The sequence below is a fragment of the Streptomyces sp. NPDC002817 genome (assembly GCF_053592055.1).
In genome coordinates this window covers 128334-148671 of record NZ_JBSFUY010000004.1, presented here as the reverse complement: position 1 = coordinate 148671, position 20338 = coordinate 128334, and the positions used below count along the sequence as shown (strand labels likewise).

General features: G+C 71.4%; 18 protein-coding genes and 2 pseudogenes. 10 read left to right on the top strand and 10 right to left on the bottom strand.

Translation table 11 applies throughout. From position 1 onward, the window contains the following. Positions 1-240: 240 nt before the first annotated feature. Both ACWD3I_RS09620 and ACWD3I_RS09615 read right to left on the bottom strand, forming a co-directional pair. A complete protein-coding gene (locus tag ACWD3I_RS09620) occupies positions 241-1248 on the bottom strand; it encodes a FecCD family ABC transporter permease (RefSeq protein WP_365401739.1) in 1008 nt (335 codons plus the stop codon). An 80-nt stretch (positions 1249-1328) separates the two neighbouring features. Continuing rightward, positions 1329-1466: pseudogene (locus ACWD3I_RS09615) on the bottom strand (ABC transporter substrate-binding protein); the annotation flags it as partial. Between the two features lie 232 nt (positions 1467-1698). On the opposite strand from ACWD3I_RS09615, the pseudogene ACWD3I_RS09610 reads away from it, so the two are divergent. The 3 genes and pseudogenes from ACWD3I_RS09610 to ACWD3I_RS09600 all read left to right on the top strand — a co-directional run. Beyond that, positions 1699-1926 (top strand): annotated as a pseudogene (locus ACWD3I_RS09610) (HtaA domain-containing protein); the annotation flags it as partial. A gap of 106 nt (positions 1927-2032) precedes the next feature. Next, positions 2033-2920, top strand: coding sequence for a hypothetical protein (locus tag ACWD3I_RS09605; RefSeq protein ID WP_365401733.1), 888 nt, complete (start codon positions 2033-2035; stop codon positions 2918-2920). Then, positions 2913-3569, top strand: a complete 657-nt coding sequence (locus tag ACWD3I_RS09600) for a PhzF family phenazine biosynthesis protein (RefSeq protein ID WP_365401730.1) — start codon at positions 2913-2915, stop codon at positions 3567-3569. Before ACWD3I_RS09605 ends, ACWD3I_RS09600 begins: the two co-directional genes overlap by 8 nt. On the opposite strand, the gene ACWD3I_RS09595 is transcribed toward ACWD3I_RS09600, so the two are convergent. Together ACWD3I_RS09595 and map are read right to left on the bottom strand one after the other, a co-directional pair. After that, positions 3566-4213, bottom strand: coding sequence for a biliverdin-producing heme oxygenase (locus ACWD3I_RS09595; protein ID WP_365401727.1), 648 nt, complete (start codon positions 4211-4213; stop codon positions 3566-3568). The two genes, ACWD3I_RS09600 and ACWD3I_RS09595, sit on opposite strands and share 4 nt — an antisense overlap. A gap of 114 nt (positions 4214-4327) precedes the next feature. Then, positions 4328-5185 carry a type I methionyl aminopeptidase gene (gene map / locus ACWD3I_RS09590; protein ID WP_267016098.1) on the bottom strand — a complete coding sequence of 286 codons (858 nt, stop codon included), beginning with the start codon at positions 5183-5185 and terminating at the stop codon, positions 4328-4330. A gap of 58 nt (positions 5186-5243) precedes the next feature. Here map and ACWD3I_RS09585 point away from each other — a divergent pair, with 58 nt between their 5' ends. Next, on the top strand, positions 5244-5474 hold the full coding sequence (locus ACWD3I_RS09585; RefSeq protein WP_266893297.1) for a hypothetical protein: 231 nt from the start codon (positions 5244-5246) through the stop codon (positions 5472-5474). Here the strand turns inward: ACWD3I_RS09585 and ACWD3I_RS09580 are convergent, their stop codons facing one another. Further along, complete coding sequence (locus ACWD3I_RS09580) at positions 5475-6809, bottom strand: MFS transporter (protein ID WP_365401724.1); 1335 nt, start codon at positions 6807-6809, stop codon at positions 5475-5477. It lies immediately after the preceding gene. Positions 6810-7151: 342 nt separating this feature from the next. Then, positions 7152-7754, bottom strand: a complete 603-nt coding sequence (locus ACWD3I_RS09575) for a hypothetical protein (RefSeq protein ID WP_365401721.1) — start codon at positions 7752-7754, stop codon at positions 7152-7154. 189 nt (positions 7755-7943) lie between these two features. On the opposite strand from ACWD3I_RS09575, the gene npdG reads away from it, so the two are divergent. After that, positions 7944-8648 (top strand): NADPH-dependent F420 reductase, encoded by a 705-nt coding sequence (npdG, locus tag ACWD3I_RS09570; protein ID WP_327716735.1) that lies wholly within the window; start codon positions 7944-7946, stop codon positions 8646-8648. A 60-nt stretch (positions 8649-8708) separates the two neighbouring features. Continuing rightward, positions 8709-8888 carry a hypothetical protein gene (locus ACWD3I_RS09565; RefSeq protein WP_365401718.1) on the top strand — a complete coding sequence of 60 codons (180 nt, stop codon included), beginning with the start codon at positions 8709-8711 and terminating at the stop codon, positions 8886-8888. Here ACWD3I_RS09565 and ACWD3I_RS09560 read toward each other — a convergent pair. Beyond that, positions 8878-9675 (bottom strand): site-2 protease family protein, encoded by a 798-nt coding sequence (locus tag ACWD3I_RS09560; protein WP_365401715.1) that lies wholly within the window; start codon positions 9673-9675, stop codon positions 8878-8880. The two genes, ACWD3I_RS09565 and ACWD3I_RS09560, sit on opposite strands and share 11 nt — an antisense overlap. 104 nt (positions 9676-9779) lie before the next feature. Here ACWD3I_RS09560 and ACWD3I_RS09555 point away from each other — a divergent pair, with 104 nt between their 5' ends. Both ACWD3I_RS09555 and ACWD3I_RS09550 read left to right on the top strand, forming a co-directional pair. Further along, a complete protein-coding gene (locus tag ACWD3I_RS09555) occupies positions 9780-10409 on the top strand; it encodes a DUF6578 domain-containing protein (RefSeq protein WP_365401712.1) in 630 nt (209 codons plus the stop codon). A 76-nt stretch (positions 10410-10485) separates the two neighbouring features. Next, positions 10486-13830 (top strand): AfsR/SARP family transcriptional regulator, encoded by a 3345-nt coding sequence (locus tag ACWD3I_RS09550; protein WP_365401709.1) that lies wholly within the window; start codon positions 10486-10488, stop codon positions 13828-13830. Positions 13831-13851: 21 nt separating this feature from the next. Here the strand turns inward: ACWD3I_RS09550 and ACWD3I_RS09545 are convergent, their stop codons facing one another. The 3 genes from ACWD3I_RS09545 to panB form a co-directional block, all read right to left on the bottom strand. Beyond that, a complete protein-coding gene (locus ACWD3I_RS09545) occupies positions 13852-14682 on the bottom strand; it encodes an ABC transporter permease (protein WP_365401706.1) in 831 nt (276 codons plus the stop codon). Next, entirely contained in the window at positions 14679-15704 is a 1026-nt protein-coding gene (locus tag ACWD3I_RS09540) for an ATP-binding cassette domain-containing protein (RefSeq protein WP_365401703.1), read from the bottom strand. Before ACWD3I_RS09540 ends, ACWD3I_RS09545 begins: the two co-directional genes overlap by 4 nt. A gap of 319 nt (positions 15705-16023) precedes the next feature. Beyond that, entirely contained in the window at positions 16024-16890 is an 867-nt protein-coding gene (gene panB / locus ACWD3I_RS09535) for a 3-methyl-2-oxobutanoate hydroxymethyltransferase (RefSeq protein ID WP_266893313.1), read from the bottom strand. A gap of 218 nt (positions 16891-17108) precedes the next feature. Between panB and ACWD3I_RS09530 the strand changes: the two genes are divergently transcribed. Continuing rightward, positions 17109-18704 carry an MFS transporter gene (locus ACWD3I_RS09530; RefSeq protein ID WP_365401699.1) on the top strand — a complete coding sequence of 532 codons (1596 nt, stop codon included), beginning with the start codon at positions 17109-17111 and terminating at the stop codon, positions 18702-18704. Positions 18705-19664: 960 nt separating this feature from the next. Then, positions 19665-20336 carry a TetR/AcrR family transcriptional regulator gene (locus tag ACWD3I_RS09525; protein WP_365401696.1) on the top strand — a complete coding sequence of 224 codons (672 nt, stop codon included), beginning with the start codon at positions 19665-19667 and terminating at the stop codon, positions 20334-20336. The last annotated feature ends 2 nt before the right edge of the window (positions 20337-20338 follow it).

The window sequence follows — 20338 nt, the reverse complement described above, 5'->3', positions numbered from 1 at the left end:
TGCGCGACCAGGCCCCACTCGCCCGCACCCGCCGTACAGCGGAAGGGGCTGAGTCTGATGTCGGGCGGTGAGTCCAACTCCCCCAGGGGTGCGGGTAACTGCGCGACCAGGCCCCACTCGCCCGCACCCGCCGTACAGCGGAAGGGGCTGAGTCTGATGTCGGGCGGTGAGTCCAACTCCCCCAGGGGTGCGGGGAACTGTGCGACCAGGCCCCACCCATCCGCACCCGCCGCACAACCCCTAGGCCCATCCCCCCTGCTTGCGCCGCGTCCGACGCAGCAGCCAGAAGAAGAAGGGGCTGCCCAGCAACGCCGTCAACACGCCCAGCGGCAACTCCGCCGGCACCGCGACCGTCCGCGCAGCGAGATCCGCCGCCAACAACACCAGCGCCCCCGCCAACGCACTCCCCGGCACCAGGAACCGATGCCCGGCCCCCGCCACCATCCGCAGCAGATGCGGCACCACCAGCCCCACGAAGCTGATGATCCCGGACACACTCACCGCCGCCGCCGTCAGCAACGCGATCACCAGCACCAGAACGATCCGCAACCGCTCGACGTCCAACCCCAGATGCCGAGCCGGCCGCTCACCGAGGGACAGCAGGTCCAACCGTCGCGCGTACAAAGGCGCCACGGCCAGCCCGAGCACCGCGCACGGCAGCACCGCGAGCACCTTCGGCCACGTAGCCTGCGCCAACGACCCCAGCTGCCAGAACGTGATCTGGTTGACGGCCGCGGTGTCCGCGAAGAACAGGAACAACCCGATCACCGCCCCCGCGAACGCGTTCACCGCGATCCCCGTGAGAATCAGCGTCACGACCTCCGTACGCCCCCCGGACCGCGACATCGCGTACACCAGCAGCACCGTCCCGAGCCCCGCGACGAACGCGAACGCCGAAACCGTCCAGGTACCGAGGAAGTCGATCCCGAACGCGATCGCCGCGACCGCCCCCACCGCCGCCCCCGAGGAGACACCGATGACCCCCGGCTCGGCGAGCGGATTGCCGAACACGCCCTGCATCAACGCGCCCGCACACCCGAGCGAGGCCCCGACGAGCAGCGCGAGCACGATCCGCGGGAACCGCACGTTCCACAGCACCGACTCGGCGACCCGGTCCAACTCACCGCCCCCGAGCCCGACTTTGTGCTGGACGGAGCCGAGGACATCCCCGACGGGGATCGGATAGGCCCCGACACCGGCCGCGACCGGCACGAGGGCGAGCAGCCCCACGACCAGCCCGACGGTCATCAGCCACGCGGCCGAACGCCGTCCTCGTGGCGGGGATTCCGCCGTGCCGCCCGCCTGTGCCGCGGTCTTCTCCAGTACGGTCACGCCTCACCGTCCTTCTTGTGCAACTGCTCCGCGACCGACTTGGGCACCTGGTCGGTGCGCGGCCCGTAGTTGAGGAGAACCCCGTCCTCGACCGAGACGACTCCGCGGTCCATCCCGGCCGTCGTCAGAGCGAGTACCGCCGGCAGTGCACCCGCCGGCAGTGCGCCTGCCGGTCGTGTGCGTACGCGTCGCACCGCAGGGCCTTCCTCTCCGCGCCCGTCCGACGTGCGCCTTCTTTCCGTGGATCGGCTGTGTCCGCTTCCGGGTCTACCGATCGGAGGCCATTTGAGTTTAGGTTAGCCTTACCTTGCCTGGCTGGAAGTCATCGGATGCTGGCGGAATCTTGACGGTGCCCGGAGGCCGACCATGTCCCCACCCCTGCGACCGCGCCTGTACGTCGGCGTCGCCGCGCTGTGCCTGGCCGTTCTGGGAGCCGTGCTCCCGGCGACCTCCGCACACGCCGCGAGCCGTACCGCGCAGGGCGGCCGGCTCGACTGGGGCATCAAGGCGTCCTTCCAGGGCTATGTCACCGGCCCCATCGCCAAGGGGAGTTACTCCCTGACCGGCGGCACGACCGGCTCGACGACGGGCGGCCTGGCCGACACCGGTTCGGACCTCCCGGTGGGCACGTTGGGCGCGGCGGCCGCGGGTGTCGTATTCGCGATGCGCAGGCGCCGTACCGAGGCGTAGAACTGTCCCCGTGAACAGGGGACACAGGGAACTGCTGGGGCCGGGGCGGCTGGTACTGAACGTATCGGACCGCCCCGGCCCGCCGGCGTTGCGCTTCGAGACGACGGGCGACGGCCGGATACTGCTGCGGCAGGGCGAGCAACCCGTGCTGCTCGGCCGCACGGTGGGTCGGCACTGCTGCCGGGATCTGCACCTGCACCGCCTCGACGGTTACCGCTCCCCGCTGCCGCCGCTGCGCTCGGCGGACCTGCGGTCGAACGTCAACTGGCCGCACCGGTACGCACGTTGGCTGGAGGACGCGGACGGCACCCCGTTGCTGGACGGACGCTGGGAGCTGGCCCTGCAGACCGAGTTCCCGCCGCACGTCTGGACCGAGGAGTTCGTGAAGGTCTGGCCGGGCGGCTGGTTGGAGCTGTACTGCGGTGGGGGCTGGAACGGCGTTCTCCCGCTCCGCCGCCTCTCGCCACCGGATGCCGGGCGGGTGAAGGCGTACCGCAAACACGCCCGGGAGGGAACGCTCGCGCCCGTCCTGCTGTGGTCGGTGGCCTTCCTGGACGGCTGTGTGATCCTGGACGGCCACGACCGGGCGGTGGCCGCGCTGGCGGAGGGTCGGACGCCGGAGTGCGTGCTGCTCAACCGGGTGCCCGACGAGGACGTGTGGCGGCGGGTGGCCGAGGACGCGACCCGCGACCACGAGAACCGCCTGCGGCAGCCGGCGGCGCGCCCCGACGATCCGGGCCACGCACGCCAACGGGCCGCCATGGAGCGGGGGTACGCCGAGCTGATCGCCTCGCTTCCGTACGGCATGCCCCCCACCGACTTCTGGCCCCTGCCCGGCGGAGCCAGGGCCTGGGACGACCTCGCCGGCCGCGCGATGCTTCAATTCCCCCGTGACTGACTACGACGTACTGCGCGTCTTCTGCGCGCCGAACGGCGGATACGGCAATGAACTCGGCGTCATACGCGAGGGATCCGTGATGCCGGACCGCGAGGAGCGGCAACTGTTCGCCGGGAAGCTCGGGTTCAGCGAGACCGTGTTCGTGGACGACCCGGAGCGCGGGGTCATCGACATCTACACGCCGACGCTGCGGCTGCCCTTCGCCGGCCACCCCTGTGTCGGCACGGCATGGCTGCTCGACGTGCCGGAGCTGGTCACCCCGGCCGGCGTCGTGGGCGCCCGGCTCGACGGCGAGTTCAGCTGGATCGAGGCGCGGGCGGAGTGGGCGCCGCCGCGGACGCTCAGGCAGTACGCGACGGCCGCCGAGGTCGACGACCTGGACGTGCCGCCGAAGGGGGAGTGGATCTACGCCTGGGCCTGGGAGGACGAGCCCGCGGGGCGGGTGCGCGCGCGGGCGTTCCCCGGCCGTGACGACGGGATCGACGAGGACGAGGCGACGGGCGCCGCCGCCCTCCTGCTCACGGAACGGCTGGGCCGCGCCCTGAACATCACCCAGGGCGCGGGCTCGCAGATCCTCACCGCTCCCCAGCCCGGCGGCTGGGTGGAGATCGGCGGCAGGGTCGTCCTGGAGCGCCAGCCGGAGCGCTAGGCGCTCAGGGGGAACTCCTCACCGAGGGCGCGGAAGACCGCCGTGTTCAGCGCGAACGCCTTCTTGCACTCCGTCACGATCCGCTGCTTCTCCAGGTCGTCGGCCCGCACCCCGTCCAGCAGCTCCCGGTAGCCCCGCTTGAACGCGGCGGGGTTGGCGATCCCCTCGAAGACGTAGAAGCGCACTCCGTCACCCTTGCGCTCGAAGCCCCACGTCCGCTCCGCCTTGTCGCGGATGATCTGGCCGCCGGAGAGGTCGCCGAGGTAGCGCGTGTAGTGGTGGGCGATGTACCCGGCCGGCCACTCGGTGGCGCACTCCCGCACCCGGTCCGCATAGGCCTGCGTGGCCGGCAGCGCGGTCAGCCCCGTACGCCAGCCGGCGCCCCGCAGGTGCTCCAGGTCCCGCTCCAGCGCGCCCAGCCGGTACAGCTCGGGCTGGATGAAGGGTCCGGTCACCGGGTCCGCGGCGAGCCGCTCGGCCCCGCTCTCCATCGCCTCGTACACGAACCACAGCTGCTCGGTGTACCGCGCGTACGCGTCCACGCCCAGCCTGCCGCCGAGCAGGTCGCTCATGAACGACGAGGTCTCCGCCTCCACGTGCTGCTCATGGGACGCGGTGCGGATGACTGTCGAGAAGGAGTCCATGCAGTGCATCCTCTAAGGTAAGGCTTGCCTAAGTCAATAGGTTTGCCGACGCCCTGTCGGTAAAAGCGTACAAGAAAAGACCCGCCCCCAGCAGGGGACGGGTCCACGGGCCTGCTACGGCAGCGTCAGGATCTCGGCACCGCTCTCCGTCACCACCAGCGTGTGCTCGAACTGCGCCGTGCGCTTGCGGTCCTTCGTGACGACCGTCCAGCCGTCGTCCCACATGTCGTACTCGTGCGTCCCGAGCGTCAGCATCGGCTCGATCGTGAAGGTCATGCCGGGCTGGATGACCGTCGTCGCGTGCGGACTGTCGTAGTGCGGAATGATCAGCCCGGAGTGGAACGACGAGTTGATCCCGTGCCCCGTGAAGTCCCGCACCACCCCGTATCCGAAGCGCTTGGCGTACGATTCGATGACCCGGCCGATGATGTTGATCTGGCGCCCCGGCCGGACCGCCTTGATCGCGCGCTCCAGCGACTCACGCGTCCGCTCGACCAGCAGCCGGCTCTCCTCGTCGACATCCCCGACCAGGTACGTCGCGTTGTTGTCGCCGTGCACCCCGCCGATGTACGCCGTCACATCGAGATTGACGATGTCGCCGTCCCGCAGCACCGTCGAGTCCGGGATCCCGTGGCAGATCACCTCGTTGACACTGGTGCACAACGACTTGGGGAAGCCGCGGTAGCCGAGCGTCGACGGGTAGGCGCCGTAGTCGCACATGTAGTCGTGCGCCACCTTGTCCAGCTCGTCGGTGGTCACACCGGGGGCGATCAGCTTCGCCGCCTCCGCCATCGCCTGCGCGGCGATCCGGCCGGCGATCCGCATCGCCTCGACGGTCTCCGGAGTCTGCACCTCCGGTCCGGTGTACGGCGTCGGCCCCGGCTTGCCGACGTACTCAGGACGACGGATGTTTCCGGGCACGGAACGGGTGGGGGACAGCTCCCCTGGTACAAGCAGCGACTGGCCAGACATGCCAGCGAGTCTAACGAGCCGCTGTGGGGGAACATGTCGGTGGCGAGAGGAGCTGGTCATGGCCCTGTTCAAGAAGCGCACGGTCGGCAAGCCGGGCGAGTGGTACTACTGCCTGGAACACAAGAAGGTCGAGGAGGGTCCTGACTGCCCCGGCAAGGACCGTTTCGGGCCCTACGCCTCCCGACAGGAGGCCGAGCACGCGATGGAGACCGCCCGCGAGCGCAACCTCGAGTGGGAGAACGACCCCAAGTGGCACGACGCCTCGGCCCGCGGCAGCGACGACGACTGATCAGGCGCCCGTGGGTGCGGCAGCGGTCCGCTGCTTCCGCACCCGCGCCGCGTGCTCGTCCGTCCGCGCGTCGTACGTCATCAGCTTCGGCAGACACAGGGCCAGCAGGCCCACCGCGCCGGCGCACAGCACACCGCCCGACCACACCGACGCCCGCACACCCCACCACGCGGCGAAACCGCCCGACCTGACCTGGCCCAGGGTCGGACCGACGGAGTACGACAGCAGCTCGATCCCGGCGAGCCGGCCCCGCAGCTCGTCCGGGATCGTCTGGTTCCACATGACCCCGCGGAAGATCCCGCTGACCATGTCACAGCCGCCCGCCACCGTCAGGAACAGCAGCACCAGCCACAGATTGCCGACGATTCCGGCCGCCGCGATCGCCACGCCCCACAACGCGGCCGACAACACCACCATCCGGCCGTGCCGGTGGATCCGGGCCGTCCAGCCACTCGTCACACTCACCAGCAGCGCCCCGAGCGGGATCGTCGCGTACATCAGACCCAGCGCCCACTCGGCGTCCAGCTCGTCCGCGAGGAACGGCAGCAGCGCCAGCGGCATCGCCAGGAACATCGCGGCCAGGTCGACCGCGTAGGTGCCGAGCAGCTCCTTGCGGCTCCAGGCGTACCGGGCGCCCTCGGCGATCGCCTTCAGCGACGGCTTCGCCGCCTCGTGCGCGGCCGGGGAGGAGGCGATCGGGATGATGAGCGCGACCGAGACCACGAAGGTGGCCAGATCCGCCGCATAGGCCCAGCCGAGCCCCGCGTACGCCACCACCACACCCGCCACCGCGGGGCCCGCGACCCCGCCGACCGTCCAGCGGAACGTGTTGAGGGAGGCCGCGGCCGGCAGATGCTCATGAGCCACGATCCGCGGCCACAGCGAGTCCAGCGCGGGCCGCTGGACCGAGACGAGCGCGGAGGACAGGGCGGCGACGAGGTACAGCGGCCACACCGCAGGGTTCGGCATCAGCGCGTTCACCAGCAGCACCGCGCTGAGCAGGCCCTGCCCGGCCTCGGTCCAGATGATCAGCCCGCGCTTGTCCAGGGCGTCGGCCAGCGCACCGCCGTACAACCCGAAGACGATCAGCGGAACGAGCTCCACCGCACCGATCGCACCCACCGCCGCCGCGGACTCCGTCAGCTCCTTGATCTGCACCGGCAGCGCGACGAACGTCAGAAAGCTCCCGAAGTTCGAGACCAGCCCCGACACCCACAGCCGCCGAAAGTCCGCCGAGGCCCGCCACGGGGTGAGATCGGGCAGGACGGAGCGGAGACGGGAAGGAGGAGGCGAGACAGGGGGCGAGACAGGGGGAGCGGAGTCGTCGTCGGTCACGACGGGTCATGGTCGGCCGCGGCGGCGGGCGGGGGCAAGCGAATTTCGGGGCGGGGGAGTCGAGGGGCGAGGAGCGAGTGCCGCACGGGCCTGCGACCTCGGGCGTGGTGTCGGCGAGGTCCGTCGTGGCTCTGGCCGCGGGCCGCGGGCCGCGGGCTGCGGGCCGGTGGTCCGGGGTGTGCCGGGGTGGCCACGGCCCTGCGCTCTGCGTCGGGGACGGGCTCCCGCGCCGTGCGGGGGCGGTCCCGCGGCGTGACCGCCTACTCGTGCCACGCCGGTGACGGCCTTGCGCTGCGTGTCGGCGATCACCTTTCCCCACCCTGCGGACCAGCCCGCGCCGCCCTACCACCGCGCCGGCGGCGGGGCCGTCAGGTGGTCCGTCAGGCGGGAGAGCCGGTCCCGGAAGCGGCGGCGTGTTCGTGGGGTCGGGAGGGCGTCCTCGCCCGCTGCCGCGCTCACCAGGTGCTGGACCGTGTCGAGGTCGAGGTCCGGGCCGTTCGGGACGGCCAGGGATTCGTGAGCCATCGCCACGAGGTCGCCGTCGTCCGGGCCGAGCGCCAATACCGTCGCGCCGGCCCGACGGGCGTCGTGCACCCGCTCCAGGAGTGGGACGCCCGGGCCCGCCGGAGACACGACCAGCAGCGTCTCCCCGCGCCGCGCCGCCGCCAACCGTCCGAGACCGACGGCCAGATGGGCCGGATCCGAGGGCTGCGCCTCATGCCGTACGAGGGTGGGCGCCAGCTCCGGTGTCCCCGACCAGGCCGCCTCGTCCACCAGATGAGCCGCCAGATGCCACGGCTCGTACTCCGGCGTGCCGACCAGCAGCAGACCGCCGCCGTGCGACACCACCGAGCCGCGCAGCACCCCGGCGAACCTCCGGGTCGCCCCCAACCACTCGGTCCCGGCGAGCACTTCGCGCAACAACGCGACACGTACGGCGTCCATGCGGCCGCATCCTGCCGCAAGCCGCCACCCGTGACCCGGAGTTCACCACGAATTCGCCCGAACCGGGCATGAGAACGGCCGCCGGCCCTCTGCGGGGGCGGGGGCACATCGACATCGTCCTCCGGCGGTTGCCCGTGACGCGGCCCACCTGACCGGACGGGGTGCGCGGGGCGCACGTAAAGTCGGCGCATGACCTCTACCGACAGTGCACAGAAGGCCCCCGCGAAGGACCCCTGGGACCTTCCCGACGTCTCCGGGCTCGTCGTCGGCGTGCTCGGCGGGACCGGACCCCAGGGCAAGGGCCTGGCCTACCGGCTCGCCAAGGCCGGCCAGAAGGTGATCATCGGCTCCCGCGCCGCCGACCGCGCCCAGGCCGCCGCCGACGAGCTCGGGCACGGCGTCGAGGGCGCCGACAACGCCGAGACCGCCCGCCGCAGCGACATCGTGATCGTCGCCGTGCCCTGGGACGGCCACGGCAAGACGCTGGAGTCGCTGCGCGAGGAACTGGCCGGAAAGCTGGTCGTCGACTGCGTCAACCCGCTCGGCTTCGACAAGCAGGGCGCCTACGCCCTGAAGCCCGAGGAGGGCAGCGCCGCCCAGCAGGCCGCCGCCCTGCTGCCGGACTCCCGGGTCACCGCCGCCTTCCACCACCTCTCGGCGGTCCTCCTGGAGGACCCGGAGATCGACGAGATCGACACCGACGTGATGGTCCTCGGCGAGGCACGGGCCGACGTCGAGATCGTCCAGGCCCTGGCCGGCCGTATCCCCGGCATGCGCGGCATCTTCGCGGGGCGCCTGCGCAACGCCCACCAGGTCGAGTCGCTGGTCGCCAACCTGATCTCCGTGAACCGCCGGTACAAGGCGCACGCGGGTCTGCGCGTCACGGACGTATGAGCCGATGGGGGACACTGGACGACGACGTCACCAGTGTCCCCCGACAGGAGAGCCGCTCCCATGCCCCGCCTCGCCCTCTACGCCCTGATCGTCTGTCTCCTCGCCGTGGCGGCGGCGGTCGTGTCCATCGCCCGGGGCAGCTTCCTGGGGATCGTGTGGGTGCTGATCGTGGGGCTGTCCAGCAACATGTGCTGGTACTACGTGAAGCGCGCCAAGGTGGAGAAGTCCGTCACCCGCTGACCGAGCAGAAGTCGCTCGTCTGCCAGAAGCGGTAGAGGTCCTGGCCGCAGTACGTCTCGAAGTCGCTGATGCCGAGCGAGGCCAGGATCGAGTCGATCACGTCGAAGAACGCGCTGTTGACCGCCGGCACCCACAGCAACGCGAAGACGAACAGCAGGCCGAACGGGGCGAACGGCTCCACCTGGCGCTTGATCTTGTACGACAGCCAGGGCTCGATGACGCCATAGCCGTCCAGGCCCGGAATCGGCAGGAAGTTCAGGATCGCGGCCGTCACCTGGAGCAGGGCGAGGAAGGCCAGCGCGAACCGGAAGTCCGCCGGCACCCCGTCGAGAGCGTCCAGCCAGAACGGGGCCGTGCACACGACCGCGAACAGCACATTGGTGAGGGGCCCGGCCGCCGAGATCAGACTGTGCTTCCAGCGCCCCCGGATCCGGCCGCGCTCGATGAAGACGGCCCCGCCCGGCAGACCGATCCCGCCCATGATCACGAAGAGGACGGGGAGGACGATGCTGAGCAGCGCATGGGTGTACTTCAAAGGATTGAGCGTGAGGTAACCCTTCGAGCCCACGGTGATGTCACCGCTGTGCAGGGCGGTACGCGCGTGGGCGTACTCGTGCAGACACAGGGACACGATCCAGGCGGCCGTCACGAACAGGAACACGGCCACGCCGGGCTGCTCGGCGAACCCGGTCCAGGTGGCCCAGCCGGTCACCGCGGTGACGGCCAGGATGCCCACGAAGACAGGGCTGATCCGCCGGTCGCTGTTGCGGGCGGCTGTGGTGGTCATGGGGTTCCCCCGACTCTCGTACACGCTCTGGGACTGCCCGACCGTACCGGGCGTACGACGAAAACGTCTCGCGGTACCTCATCGGTTCCGGAGAAGGTGGGGCCATGGGGCTTTGGCATGTGTTCTACGAGGACTGGCAGATGGAGTGCTGCGGTACACCGTTCTCGGTGGGGGACGAGGTGAGCCGGCCGCTGCTGTCGAGTGAGAGCGGCCTGATATCGGGCGGGGGTCGGCACGATCAGCTGACCAAGGTCGTGGAGCCGGTGGAGGGCGGGGTGCTGCGGGACGAGGACGGCCTGGAGGTCGCCGTGCGGCAGCGCTCGGGGGAGCGTGTCCGGCTGGTCGGCCTGCTCACGGTCGCGACGCACGGCGCCGAGCTGCCCGAGGTGCGAGGCCGGGTGCGGGCGCTCCAGGTGCTGACACAGGGGTGTGTTCAGCCGCCGGACTCGGAGACGTGGTGGCCGGTGCCGGAGGAGCGGTGGTTGCGGGCGGTGGACCGGTGCCCGAAGCGGTTGGCCGAGAGCGCGACAGGAAAACGGAGCCGACGTTCGGACGCGGGTGTCGCGGTCACCCTCGACGTTCCGGACACGGACTCCTGGCTGTCCTACGCCATACGCGAGGCGAGCGGCCTGCCCGAGGACACATCGCCCGGCGCCGAGACGGAGGCCGTCGACGCTCACTCGCCGGCGGCCCTGCTGGAGACGTTCAGTACGGTGCGGGGCCGGCCCACCTGATCCGTCGGCCGCCGGAACCGACACGGCGCCCGCCCGCGCCCGATCCCCGTGACTGCCCCCGAACCCACCAGAGACAATGGACCCCGTGCGCTATCGCATCCTCGGCACCACCCAGGTACTCCGTCCCGACGGCACCCCGCTCCCCGTCGGCGGCGCGCGGCTGCGTGCGCTGCTGACCGTGCTCGCGCTGCGGCCCGGCCGTACGGTCGCCGTGAGCCTGCTGGTCGACGAGGTGTGGGAAGGCGACCCGCCCGTCGACGCGCAGGGCGCGGTGCAGGCGCTGGTGGGCCGGCTGCGGCGGGCCCTCGGCGCGGACGCGGTCGCCTCCGTGGACGGCGGCTACCGGCTCGTCGCCGCGCCCGACGACATCGACCTGCACCGCTTCGACCGGCTGACCGGCGAGGGCACGCGCGCGCTCGCCGACGGCGACCCCGCGAAGGCGGCCGGTGTCCTCGACGACGCCCTCGCCCTGTGGCGCGGCCCCGCCCTCGCCGACCTGCCCGACCGCACCGCGGAGGCGGCCCGCTGGGAGACCCGGCGCCTGGACGCCCTGCGCGCCCGCCACACCGCCGCCCTCGCCCTCGGTCACGCCGACCAGTCCCTCCCGGAACTGACCGCGCTGTGCGACAGCCACCCGCTGGACGAGCCCCTCCAGTCCCTGCGTCTGCGCGCCCTCCGCGACGCGGGCCGCACGGCCGAGGCGCTGGCGGCCTACGAGGACGTACGACGCGTGCTGGCCGAGCAGTTGGGGGCGGACCCCGGGCCGGAACTTCGGGCGCTGCACGGGGAGTTGCTGCGACCGGGGGTGTCGGGCGGGCGGGGCTCGGGCGTGGCTGGTCCGGCCGCTTCCGCAGCAGCCGTCGACAGCGACCGGGACTCGCGGGCTCCCTTCACCGAGGCCGTCCCCCTCGGTAACCTCCGAGCCCGCCTCACCTCCTTCGTCGGCCGTGAGACCGACATCGACGCGATCCGCGGCGACCTCGCGGCGGCGCGGCTCGTGACCCTGCTCGGGCCCGGGGGCGCGGGGAAGACGCGGTTGTCGCAGGAGGCGGCCGAGACGGTGCGGTACGCCGCGCGGGACGGGGTGTGGCTGGCCGAGCTCGCTCCGGTCGACGATCCCGACGGGGTGCCGGAGGCCGTGCTGACCGCCGTCGGCGCCCGGGAGACCGTGCTGTACGGCGCGGGCGCGGAGGCGATGCGGGCCGGGAACGAGCGGCACGCCGACCCCGTCGAGCGGCTCGCGGAGCACTGCGGCAAGCGCCGGATGCTGCTGATCCTCGACAACTGCGAGCATGTCGTCGACGCCGCCGCCCGGCTCGTGGAGGAGCTGCTGGCGCGCTGTCCGCAGCTGACGGTGCTGGCCACCAGTCGTGAACCCCTGGGCGTACCGGGGGAGTTGCTGCGGCCCGTGGAGCCGCTGCCCGAGCCCGTCGCCTTGCGGCTGCTCGCCGATCGCGGCGCGGCGGCCCGGCCCGGGTTCCGGGTCGAGGCCGACGAGGAGACCGCCGCGGCCTGTGCCGAGATCTGCCGGCGACTGGACGGACTGCCCCTCGCCATCGAGCTCGCGGCGGCCCGGCTCCGTATGTTGACGCCACGTCAGATCGCCGACCGGCTCGACGACCGCTTCCGGCTGCTGACCTCCGGCAGCCGTACCGTCCTGCCCCGCCAGCAGACCCTGCGGGCCGTCGTCGACTGGTCCTGGGAACTGCTCGACGAGGACGAACGAGATGTGCTGCGGCGGCTGTCGGTCTTCGCCGGCGGCTGCGACCTGGCCGCCGCCGAGGCCGTGTGCGGTCCCGTCGCGCTGGAGGCGCTGGGCTCGCTCGTCGACAAGTCCCTGGTCGTCGCCGCGCCTTCGGGCGAGGGCGGCGAGATGCGCTACCGGCTCCTCGAGACCGTCGCCGAGTACGCGGGTGAGCGGCTCGACGAGACCGGCCGGCGCGGGGAGGCGGAGCGGGCGCATCTGACGTACTACCGCGAACTCGCCCGCACCACCGACCCGTTGCTCCGCGGACCGAGCCAACTCCTCGCCGTCGAACGGCTGGAGCGCGAGTACGAGAACCTGCGCACGGCCCTGCGGCACGCCATTGCCGAGCGCGACGAGCAGGAGGCGCTCTGCCTGGGGCTGTCGCTGGCCTGGTACTGGCAGCTGCGCGACGTCCGTATCGAGGCCCGCAACTGGTACAGCGAGATCATGACCCTCGGCCCCGACCCGTTCACCGAGCCGGTGCACCGCGCGGCCCCGGTCCGCCAGCGCTGCACCGACGCCCCGCCGCCGCTGACCGGCGAGCTCCTCACCGAGGCCCGGCGCGGTATCCACCTCTCCCATCTGGCCTGCATGGACACGGAGTTGGATGCCTGGGAGACCCCGCAGGCCAAGGAGAAGCTGCGCATCATCACCGAGGTCTACGAACCCGGCCTGCCGCAGGTCTGTCGTCCCCCGGGCATGCTCTGGTTCTACGCCGTGATGCTGAGCGGCGGCGCGGAGCGGCTGTCCGGGATCCTCGACGCCGCCGTCCGCACCTGCCGTGCGACGCCCGGGACCGAGTGGGAGCTCGCCGGCACCCTCCAGATCCGCGCCAACATCCTTGCCAACAGGGCGGACTGGGCGGGCGACGCGGCGCGTGACGCCGACGAGGCGCTGGAGATCTTCCAGGCCCTGGGAGACGCGTGGGGCACCGCGGAGGCACTGTCCGCGCGCGGTGAGGCCCGGGAGCGCGCGGGCGCCTGGCTGGACGCGGCCGCCGACTACGAGGCGGCCATGGAGCAGGCCGACCGGCTCGGCGCCCGCGCCCAGAACGCGGTGCTCCGCGCCCGGCTCGGCAGCGCGCTCATGGAGGCGGGCCAGAGCGAGCGGGCCGAGCGGATCCTGCGCGAGGTGATCGCCCAGCAGGAGGGCGGGGTCAGCGGGGCCCTGCCCGCCGCTCGGATGTTCCTCGCCGCGCATCTCTCCTTCACCGGCCGGACCCAGGAGGCGCGCGAGCAACTGCGGCTGCTGCGCCAGGAGTTCAACATCGCCCACTTCGTCGTATTCGACGCGTTCATCCTCGGCTCGGAGGCCTGGCTGGAGGCGGCCGACGGCTGCTACGAGGCCTGCCTGGACAAGGCCCGGGGGGCTCTGGAGAAGGCCGACGACCCGCTGTCCGAGGCCATCGCCCCGTACATGCGACCGCTGTACCTGTCGATCGCGGCGATCGCCCTGGCCGTGCCCGACGGCGCGAACAGGCCCCGGGACGCGGCCCGCGTCCTCGGGACCGCGCGCGCGATGCTGCCGCGTGGCCATGTCGCGACTTCGATAGAACGCGAGGCGTACGGCCGGGCCGAGCGCCACGCGCGCGCCGCGCTCGGCGACGAGGCGTTCGAGGCGGCGCACGCGGAGGGCGGCGGCCTCTCCCCCACGGAGGCCACCGCCCTGATCTGACGCGCACCGACGAGGCGAACGTCAGCTCTTGGTCTTGAACTTGTGGATCGCGACCGGAGCCATGATCGCCGTGATCGCCACCGACCAGGCGAGCGTCACCCACAGGTCGTGGGCGACCGGGCCGCCCACCATCAGTCCGCGCGCCGCGTCCGCGAGCGTGGACAGCGGGTTGTAGTCGGTGAAGGCCTGCAGCCAGCCCGGCATGGAGCCGGTCGGCGCGAAGATCGACGAGCCGAACTGGAGCGGGAACAGCACCAGGAAGCCCATCGCCTGCACGGACTGCGCGCTCTTCATGATCACGCCCAGGGTGAGGAACACCCACATGATCGACGAGGCGAACGCCGTGGAAAGGGCCACGGTGGCGAGCAGTCCGGTCCAGTTGGTGATGTCGAACCCGACCAGGACGGCCACGATCATCAGCACGGCGGTCGCGAACAGCATCCGCATCAGTTCGACGGAGATCTTCGCGAAGAGCACCGAGCCGCGTCCGATCGGCAGGGACCGGAAGCGGTCCATGACACCGGAGTTGAAGTCCTGGCTGAAGCCGGTGCCGACGCCCTGCGAGAGCGTCATGCTCATCATCGCGATCATGCCGGGAATGACGTACTGCACGTACTGGTCCTGCCCGCCGCCCAGCGCCTGCCCGATCGAGCCGCCGAAGACGAACACGAACAGCAGCGTGAAGATGACCGGCATCAGCAGCGCGTCGGCCATCGACTCCGGGTCCTGGCGGATCCAGAGCAGATTGCGGCGGATGAGGGCGCTGGTGTGCCGCAGATGCCCGCGCAGCGGAATGCGGACGTCGTCGGAGACGGGGGCGGAGACGGGTGTGGTGACGGTGGCGGCGCTCATACGGCGACCTCCTCGCGGTCGTCGGCGGGCACGGCGTCCTGGGGAGCACTCGCGCGGTGGCCGGTGAGGGACAGGAACACCTCGTCCAGGCTGGGGAGTTCGGTGGTGATGGAGGAGACCGTGACGCCGCGCGCGGTGACCGCGCCGACCACCGCGGTCAGCTGCTCGTCGCTGAGGATCGGTACCAGGAGGGAGCCGGCGTCGGGGTCCACGGTGGTGGTGGCGAGGCCGGTGATGCCGAGGCCGTCGAGGTAGGAGGCGAGCGGCCGCAACTGCAGCGGGTCCACGGGCCGTACCCGCAGGGTCCGCCCGCCGACCTTGGCCTTCAGCTCCTCGATGCCGCCGCCGGCGATGACCTTGCCGCGGTCGACGACGGTGAGCTCGTCGGCCAGCTGCTCGGCCTCCTCCATGTACTGCGTGGTGAGCAGGACGGTGACCCCGTCCCCGACCATCCGCTTGACCTCGTCCCACACCTCGTTGCGGGTACGGGGGTCGAGGCCGGTGGTCGGTTCGTCGAGGAAGAGGACGGCGGGCCGGCCGATCATGGACGCGGCGAGGTCGAGGCGTCGCCGCATACCGCCGGAGTACGTGCTCGCCGGCCGCTTGGCTGCCTCGGTGAGCGAGAAGCGCTCCAGCAGTTCGTCGGCCCTGCGGCGGGCCTCCTTGCGGGGCAGGTCGAGCAGCCGCCCGATCATGTACAGGTTCTCCCAGCCGGGGAGCTTCTCGTCGACGGAGGCGTACTGGCCGGTGAGGCCGATGACCCTCCGCAGCTGGCGGGGCTGCCGTACGACGTCGTATCCGGCGACGGTGGCCTGTCCGGCGTTCGGGGCGAGAAGGGTGGACAGGATGCGGACGAGGGTGGTCTTCCCGGCCCCGTTGGGCCCGAGCACCCCCATCACGGTCCCCTCCCGCACATCCAGGTCCACACCGTCCAGCGCCTTGGTGTCGCCGTAGTGCTTCACCAGCCCCCGCACGGTTACGGCGATGTCGGCGCCGTTGGGGTTCTTGTCGATTCGCGTCATGAGGATGACGGTGTCAGCCCTGACCGACAGACCACCGACAAGTCACCGACACCACCGACAGCCACCCGACAAGCGGTTCTCGCCCCCCGCCGCCCCTACCCGTCCCGTCCCTGAGGTCTGCGCCCCCAGACCCCCGCTTCGGCCCTGAAGGGGCCTCGTCCCCAAACGCCGGACGGGCTGGAAACCTGGACCAGCGTCAGTAAATCCAGCCCCTCGGCGCTTGAGGAGCGGGGTTGAAGGGGCGGCGGAGGCGAGGGAAACGGCAGCAGCCCCGCCGGCGGGGGAAGATCGGCGGGGCTGCCCTGGTGCCACAGTGGCTCTAGTGGACGCTGTGCTCCTCCAGCGGGAAGGTGCCTCCCACCACGTCCTCCGCGAACGCCTTCGCCGCGTTGCCCATGACCTCGCGCAGGTCGGCGTACTTCTTCACGAACTTCGGGACCCGGCCGGCGGTGAGGCCCAGCATGTCGGTCCACACCAGGACCTGCGCGTCCGTCTCCGCCCCGGCGCCGATGCCGACGGTCGGGATGTGCAGGGACCGGGTCACCTCGGCCGCCAGCTCGGCGGGGACCAGTTCGAGGACGACCGCGAACGCGCCCGCGTCCTGTACGGCCTTGGCGTCGCGCAGCAGCTGCGCGGCCGCCTCCTCGCCACGGCCCTGGACGCGGTAGCCCATGGCGTTGACGGACTGCGGGGTCAGACCGATGTGTGCCATCACCGGGATGCCGGCCTCGACCAGCAGCCGGATCTGCTCGTACGACCGCTCGCCGCCCTCCAGCTTGACCGCGCCGGCCCCGGCGTCCTTGATCAGCCGGGTGGCGGACCGGAGCGCCTGTACGGGGCCCTCCTGGTACGAGCCGAAGGGGAGGTCGGCGACGATCAGGGCACGGGAGGTGCCGCGGACCACGGCCGCCGAGAGCATCGTCATCTCGTCGAGGGTGACGGGCACGGTCGACTCGTATCCGAGGTGGCAGTTGCCCGCGGAGTCGCCCACGAGCATGACCGGGATGCCGGCCTCGTCGAAGACGGACGCGGTCATCGCGTCGTACGCGGTGAGCATGGGCCACTTCTCGCCCCGCTCCTTGGCGAGCGCGATGTCGCGAACAGTGATACGGCGTGTGCCCTTCCCCCCGTACAGCGCTTTGCTGCCGTCGGAGGGCTTCGTCTGGGCAGCCGAGAGCTGCGTCATGGAACTGCTCCTTACACGTCATCTCGAGGCGCCCTTACGGCGTCCCCGGATCACCTCCATGGTGGCACTTCGTGTCACGCTCGGCCAGAGGGGGGCGGGGGACTTGGGTCACGCCTCGAGCGACGTAAGTCCGGGGTCCTAGGGCTCTTCTTAAGGTCTCCGTAAAAGAATTCCAATACGAGACGGTGCCGTATCGAAATAGGTCTAGGGTCGACCGTATGACTTCTCCTGCCGACCCTGCCCTCCCCGGCTCCCGCATCCCGGAAGCCGTGCACCGGCGCCGCTGGGCGATCCTCGGCGTGCTGATGCTGAGCCTGTTGATCGTGGTGCTCGACAACTCGATCCTGAACGTCGCGATCAAGACGATCTCCACCCCCGCCCCCACCGGCCTGGGCGCCACCCAGAGCGAGCTGGAGTGGGCGATCAACGCCTACACCCTCGTCTTCGCGGGGCTCCTCTTCAGCGCAGGTCTGCTGGGAGACCGGCTCGGACGCAAGAGGGTGCTCCTCGGCGGGCTGACCGTCTTCGGTCTCGGGTCCGCCCTCGCCGCCACCGCCGGGTCGCCGACCGAGCTGATCGCGTTCCGGGCGGTGATGGGTCTCGGTGCCGCCTTCGTGATGCCCGCCACCCTCGCGGTGCTCATGAACGTCTTCGAGCGCGAGGAGCAGCCCAAGGCCATCGGTATCTGGGCCGGTGGTGTCGGGCTCGCCATCGCCATCGGGCCGATCACCGGCGGTGTGCTTCTGGACCACTTCTGGTGGGGGTCCGTCTTCCTCATCAACGTGCCGATCGTGATCATCGCCGTCGCGCTGATGATCTGGCTCGTGCCGGACTCCCGGGACCCGAACCCCGGCCGTATCGACCCGATCGGTGTCGTGCTGTCCGTCGTGGGCCTGGTCCTGCTGGTCTACGGCATCATCAAGGGCGGCCAGCTCGCGGACTTCACGGACGCGACGGTGCTGTCGACGATCGGCGCGGGTCTTGCCGTACTCGTCGCCTTCGTCGTCTTCGAGAAGCGCAGCAGTCATCCGTCCATCGACGTGACGTACTTCAAGAACAAGGTCTTCTCCGCCGCGATCGCCGCCATCGCGCTGGTCTTCTTCGCGCTGATGGGCGTGACCTTCTTCTCGGTGTTCTACACACAGAGCGTGCGCGGGTACTCGCCGCTGGAGACCGGTCTGCTGATGCTGCCGCTGGCCGCCGCCCAGATGATCTTCGCGCCGCGGGCCCGGCTGGTCGTCGACCGGTTCGGCAACAAGGCCACCACCACGGCCGGACTGCTCGTCATCGCCGCGACGCTCGCCGCGTTCGCCGGGTTCGAGGCGGACACGCCGATCTGGATCCTGGAGGTCGTGTTCTTCCTGATGGGTGCCGGCATGGCGCACATCATGACCCCGGTGAGCGTCGTCATCATGCAGGCCCTGCCCCGTGAGAAGGCCGGTTCCGCCTCCGCCCTCAGCAACACCTTCCGCCAGGTCGGCGGCGCCCTCGGTATCGCCGTCCTCGGCTCGGTGCTGTCCACGGCGTACCGCAACGGCATCGAGGACAAGCTCGACCTCCTCCCGGCCGGGCTGCGCCACACCGCGGGTGAGTCCATCGAGGCCACCCTCGGCGTCGCCGACAAGCTCGGCCCCCAGGGCAACGCGCTCATCGTCCCCGCCCACGACGCCTTCCTCCACGCCATGCACGTCACCGCCCTGTGGGGAGCCGGCGTCGCGGTGGTCGGCGCGATCGTGGTCGCCGTGTTCCTGCCGGGCAAGCCGCCGACCGCCCAGGAGGACGAGGAGGGACGGGAGTTGGTGGCGGCGGAGTAGGAGACGGCATGCGAACGCATCCCGCACCGGGGCCGCGGGCGACTCCTGAGCCGGGGCCGCACGGACCCTCCTCGCACCGGGGTCGCGGGCGCACCCCTGCCGGGCCGCGGGGAGCGCCTTCCGGAGCGACTCCGGCGCAGCCCCTGGTGGCTTGCGGAGCGGCCTGGCGCGGTCCGGCGGCTCGGGGCGTGCCCCCCACCGGCAGTGGGCTACAGCCCATAGCGGGCCTGCCCGGGTGCGGTCCCCTGCGGCGCCCCGGTACCGCTCTCAGGCGCCGTCTTGGGATTCCGGCGCAGGCCCGGCGGGCTTCCGGCGGTGTCCCGGGCGCGGGCGCAGCTCAGGGGGCTTCGTCGGGGCGTGCCCCCACCGGTATGCGGCCACTGTCCCCAGTGGTCCGCCGGGTGTGGTCCCAGGTGGTGCGTCCCGGTACCGCTCTCAGGCGCCGTCTTGGGATTCCGGCGCAGGCCCGGCGGGCTTCCGGCGGTGTCCCGGGCGCGGGCGCAGCTCAGGGGGCTTCGTCGGGGCGTGCCCCCACCGGTATGCGGCCACTGTCCCCAGCGGTCCGCCGGGTGCGGTCCCAGGTGGCGCGTCCCGGTACCGCTCTCAGGCGCCGTCTTGGGATTCCGGCGCAGTCGCGGCGGGCTTCTGGCGGTGTCCCGGGCGTGGGCGTTGGCAGCTCGGGGGGTTTTGTCGGGGCGTGCCCTCATCGGTATGCGGCCACTGTCCCCAGTGGTCCGCCGGGTGTGGTCCCAGGTGGCGTCCCGGTACCGCTCTCAGGCACCGCCGTGGGGGCTCCCGCACAGCCCCGGCGAGTTCCGGGTGCGGCCGGCGGTGGCTCCTCTTCGGGGCGTCGTTCCCGGTCGTGGTCCCGGGGGTTCGGCAGGTGCGAGGCTTGCCGGCTCCCCGGTGCGGTCTTCGGCGGGGGACAATCGTCCCAGGACACAGAAGGGATCCAGCGACGTGAGCAGCCTCGCCGAAGGTCAGCCCCGGCAAGCGGGCCCCGTGCGGGGTCGGCCCCGTAGCGAGGCCGTGGAGCGTGCCATCGTCGAGGGCGTGATGAAGCTGCTGGAGGAGGGGGTGCCGCTCGCGGAGCTGTCCATCGAGCGCATCGCCCGTACCGCCGGTGTCGGCAAGGCGACGATCTACCGTCGCTGGAGCGGCAAGGAGGAGCTGTTCGTCGATGTCGTCCGCAGCGCCGAACCCCCGGATCCCGAACTCCCCGGCACCTCCATGCGCGACGACCTCGTCGTCCTCCTGGAGTCGCTGCGGCAGCGCGGACTGGTCAGCCGTTCCTCGGTGATCCTGCACAACGTGCACGCCCAGATGAAGAGCAGTCCGAAGCTCTGGGAGGCGTACCACAACCTCGTCATCGCGCCCCGGCGCAGGCTCGGGATGGAGGTCCTGCGGCGAGGGCAGGTCAACGGCGAACTGCGCGAGGACGTCGACGTAGAACTGCTCAACGACATCTTCGTCGGCCCCATGTTGCTGCGTTCCGTCATGCGCCCCGACGCCGACCTCCCGGACGGCCTGTCCGAACAGATCGTCGACACGATCCTTGAGGGACTGAGCCCCTTCGACCCGGAGGACCTACGGCCCGTCAGCTCACCGACCGTCAGTTCGACTGCGTCGTAGCC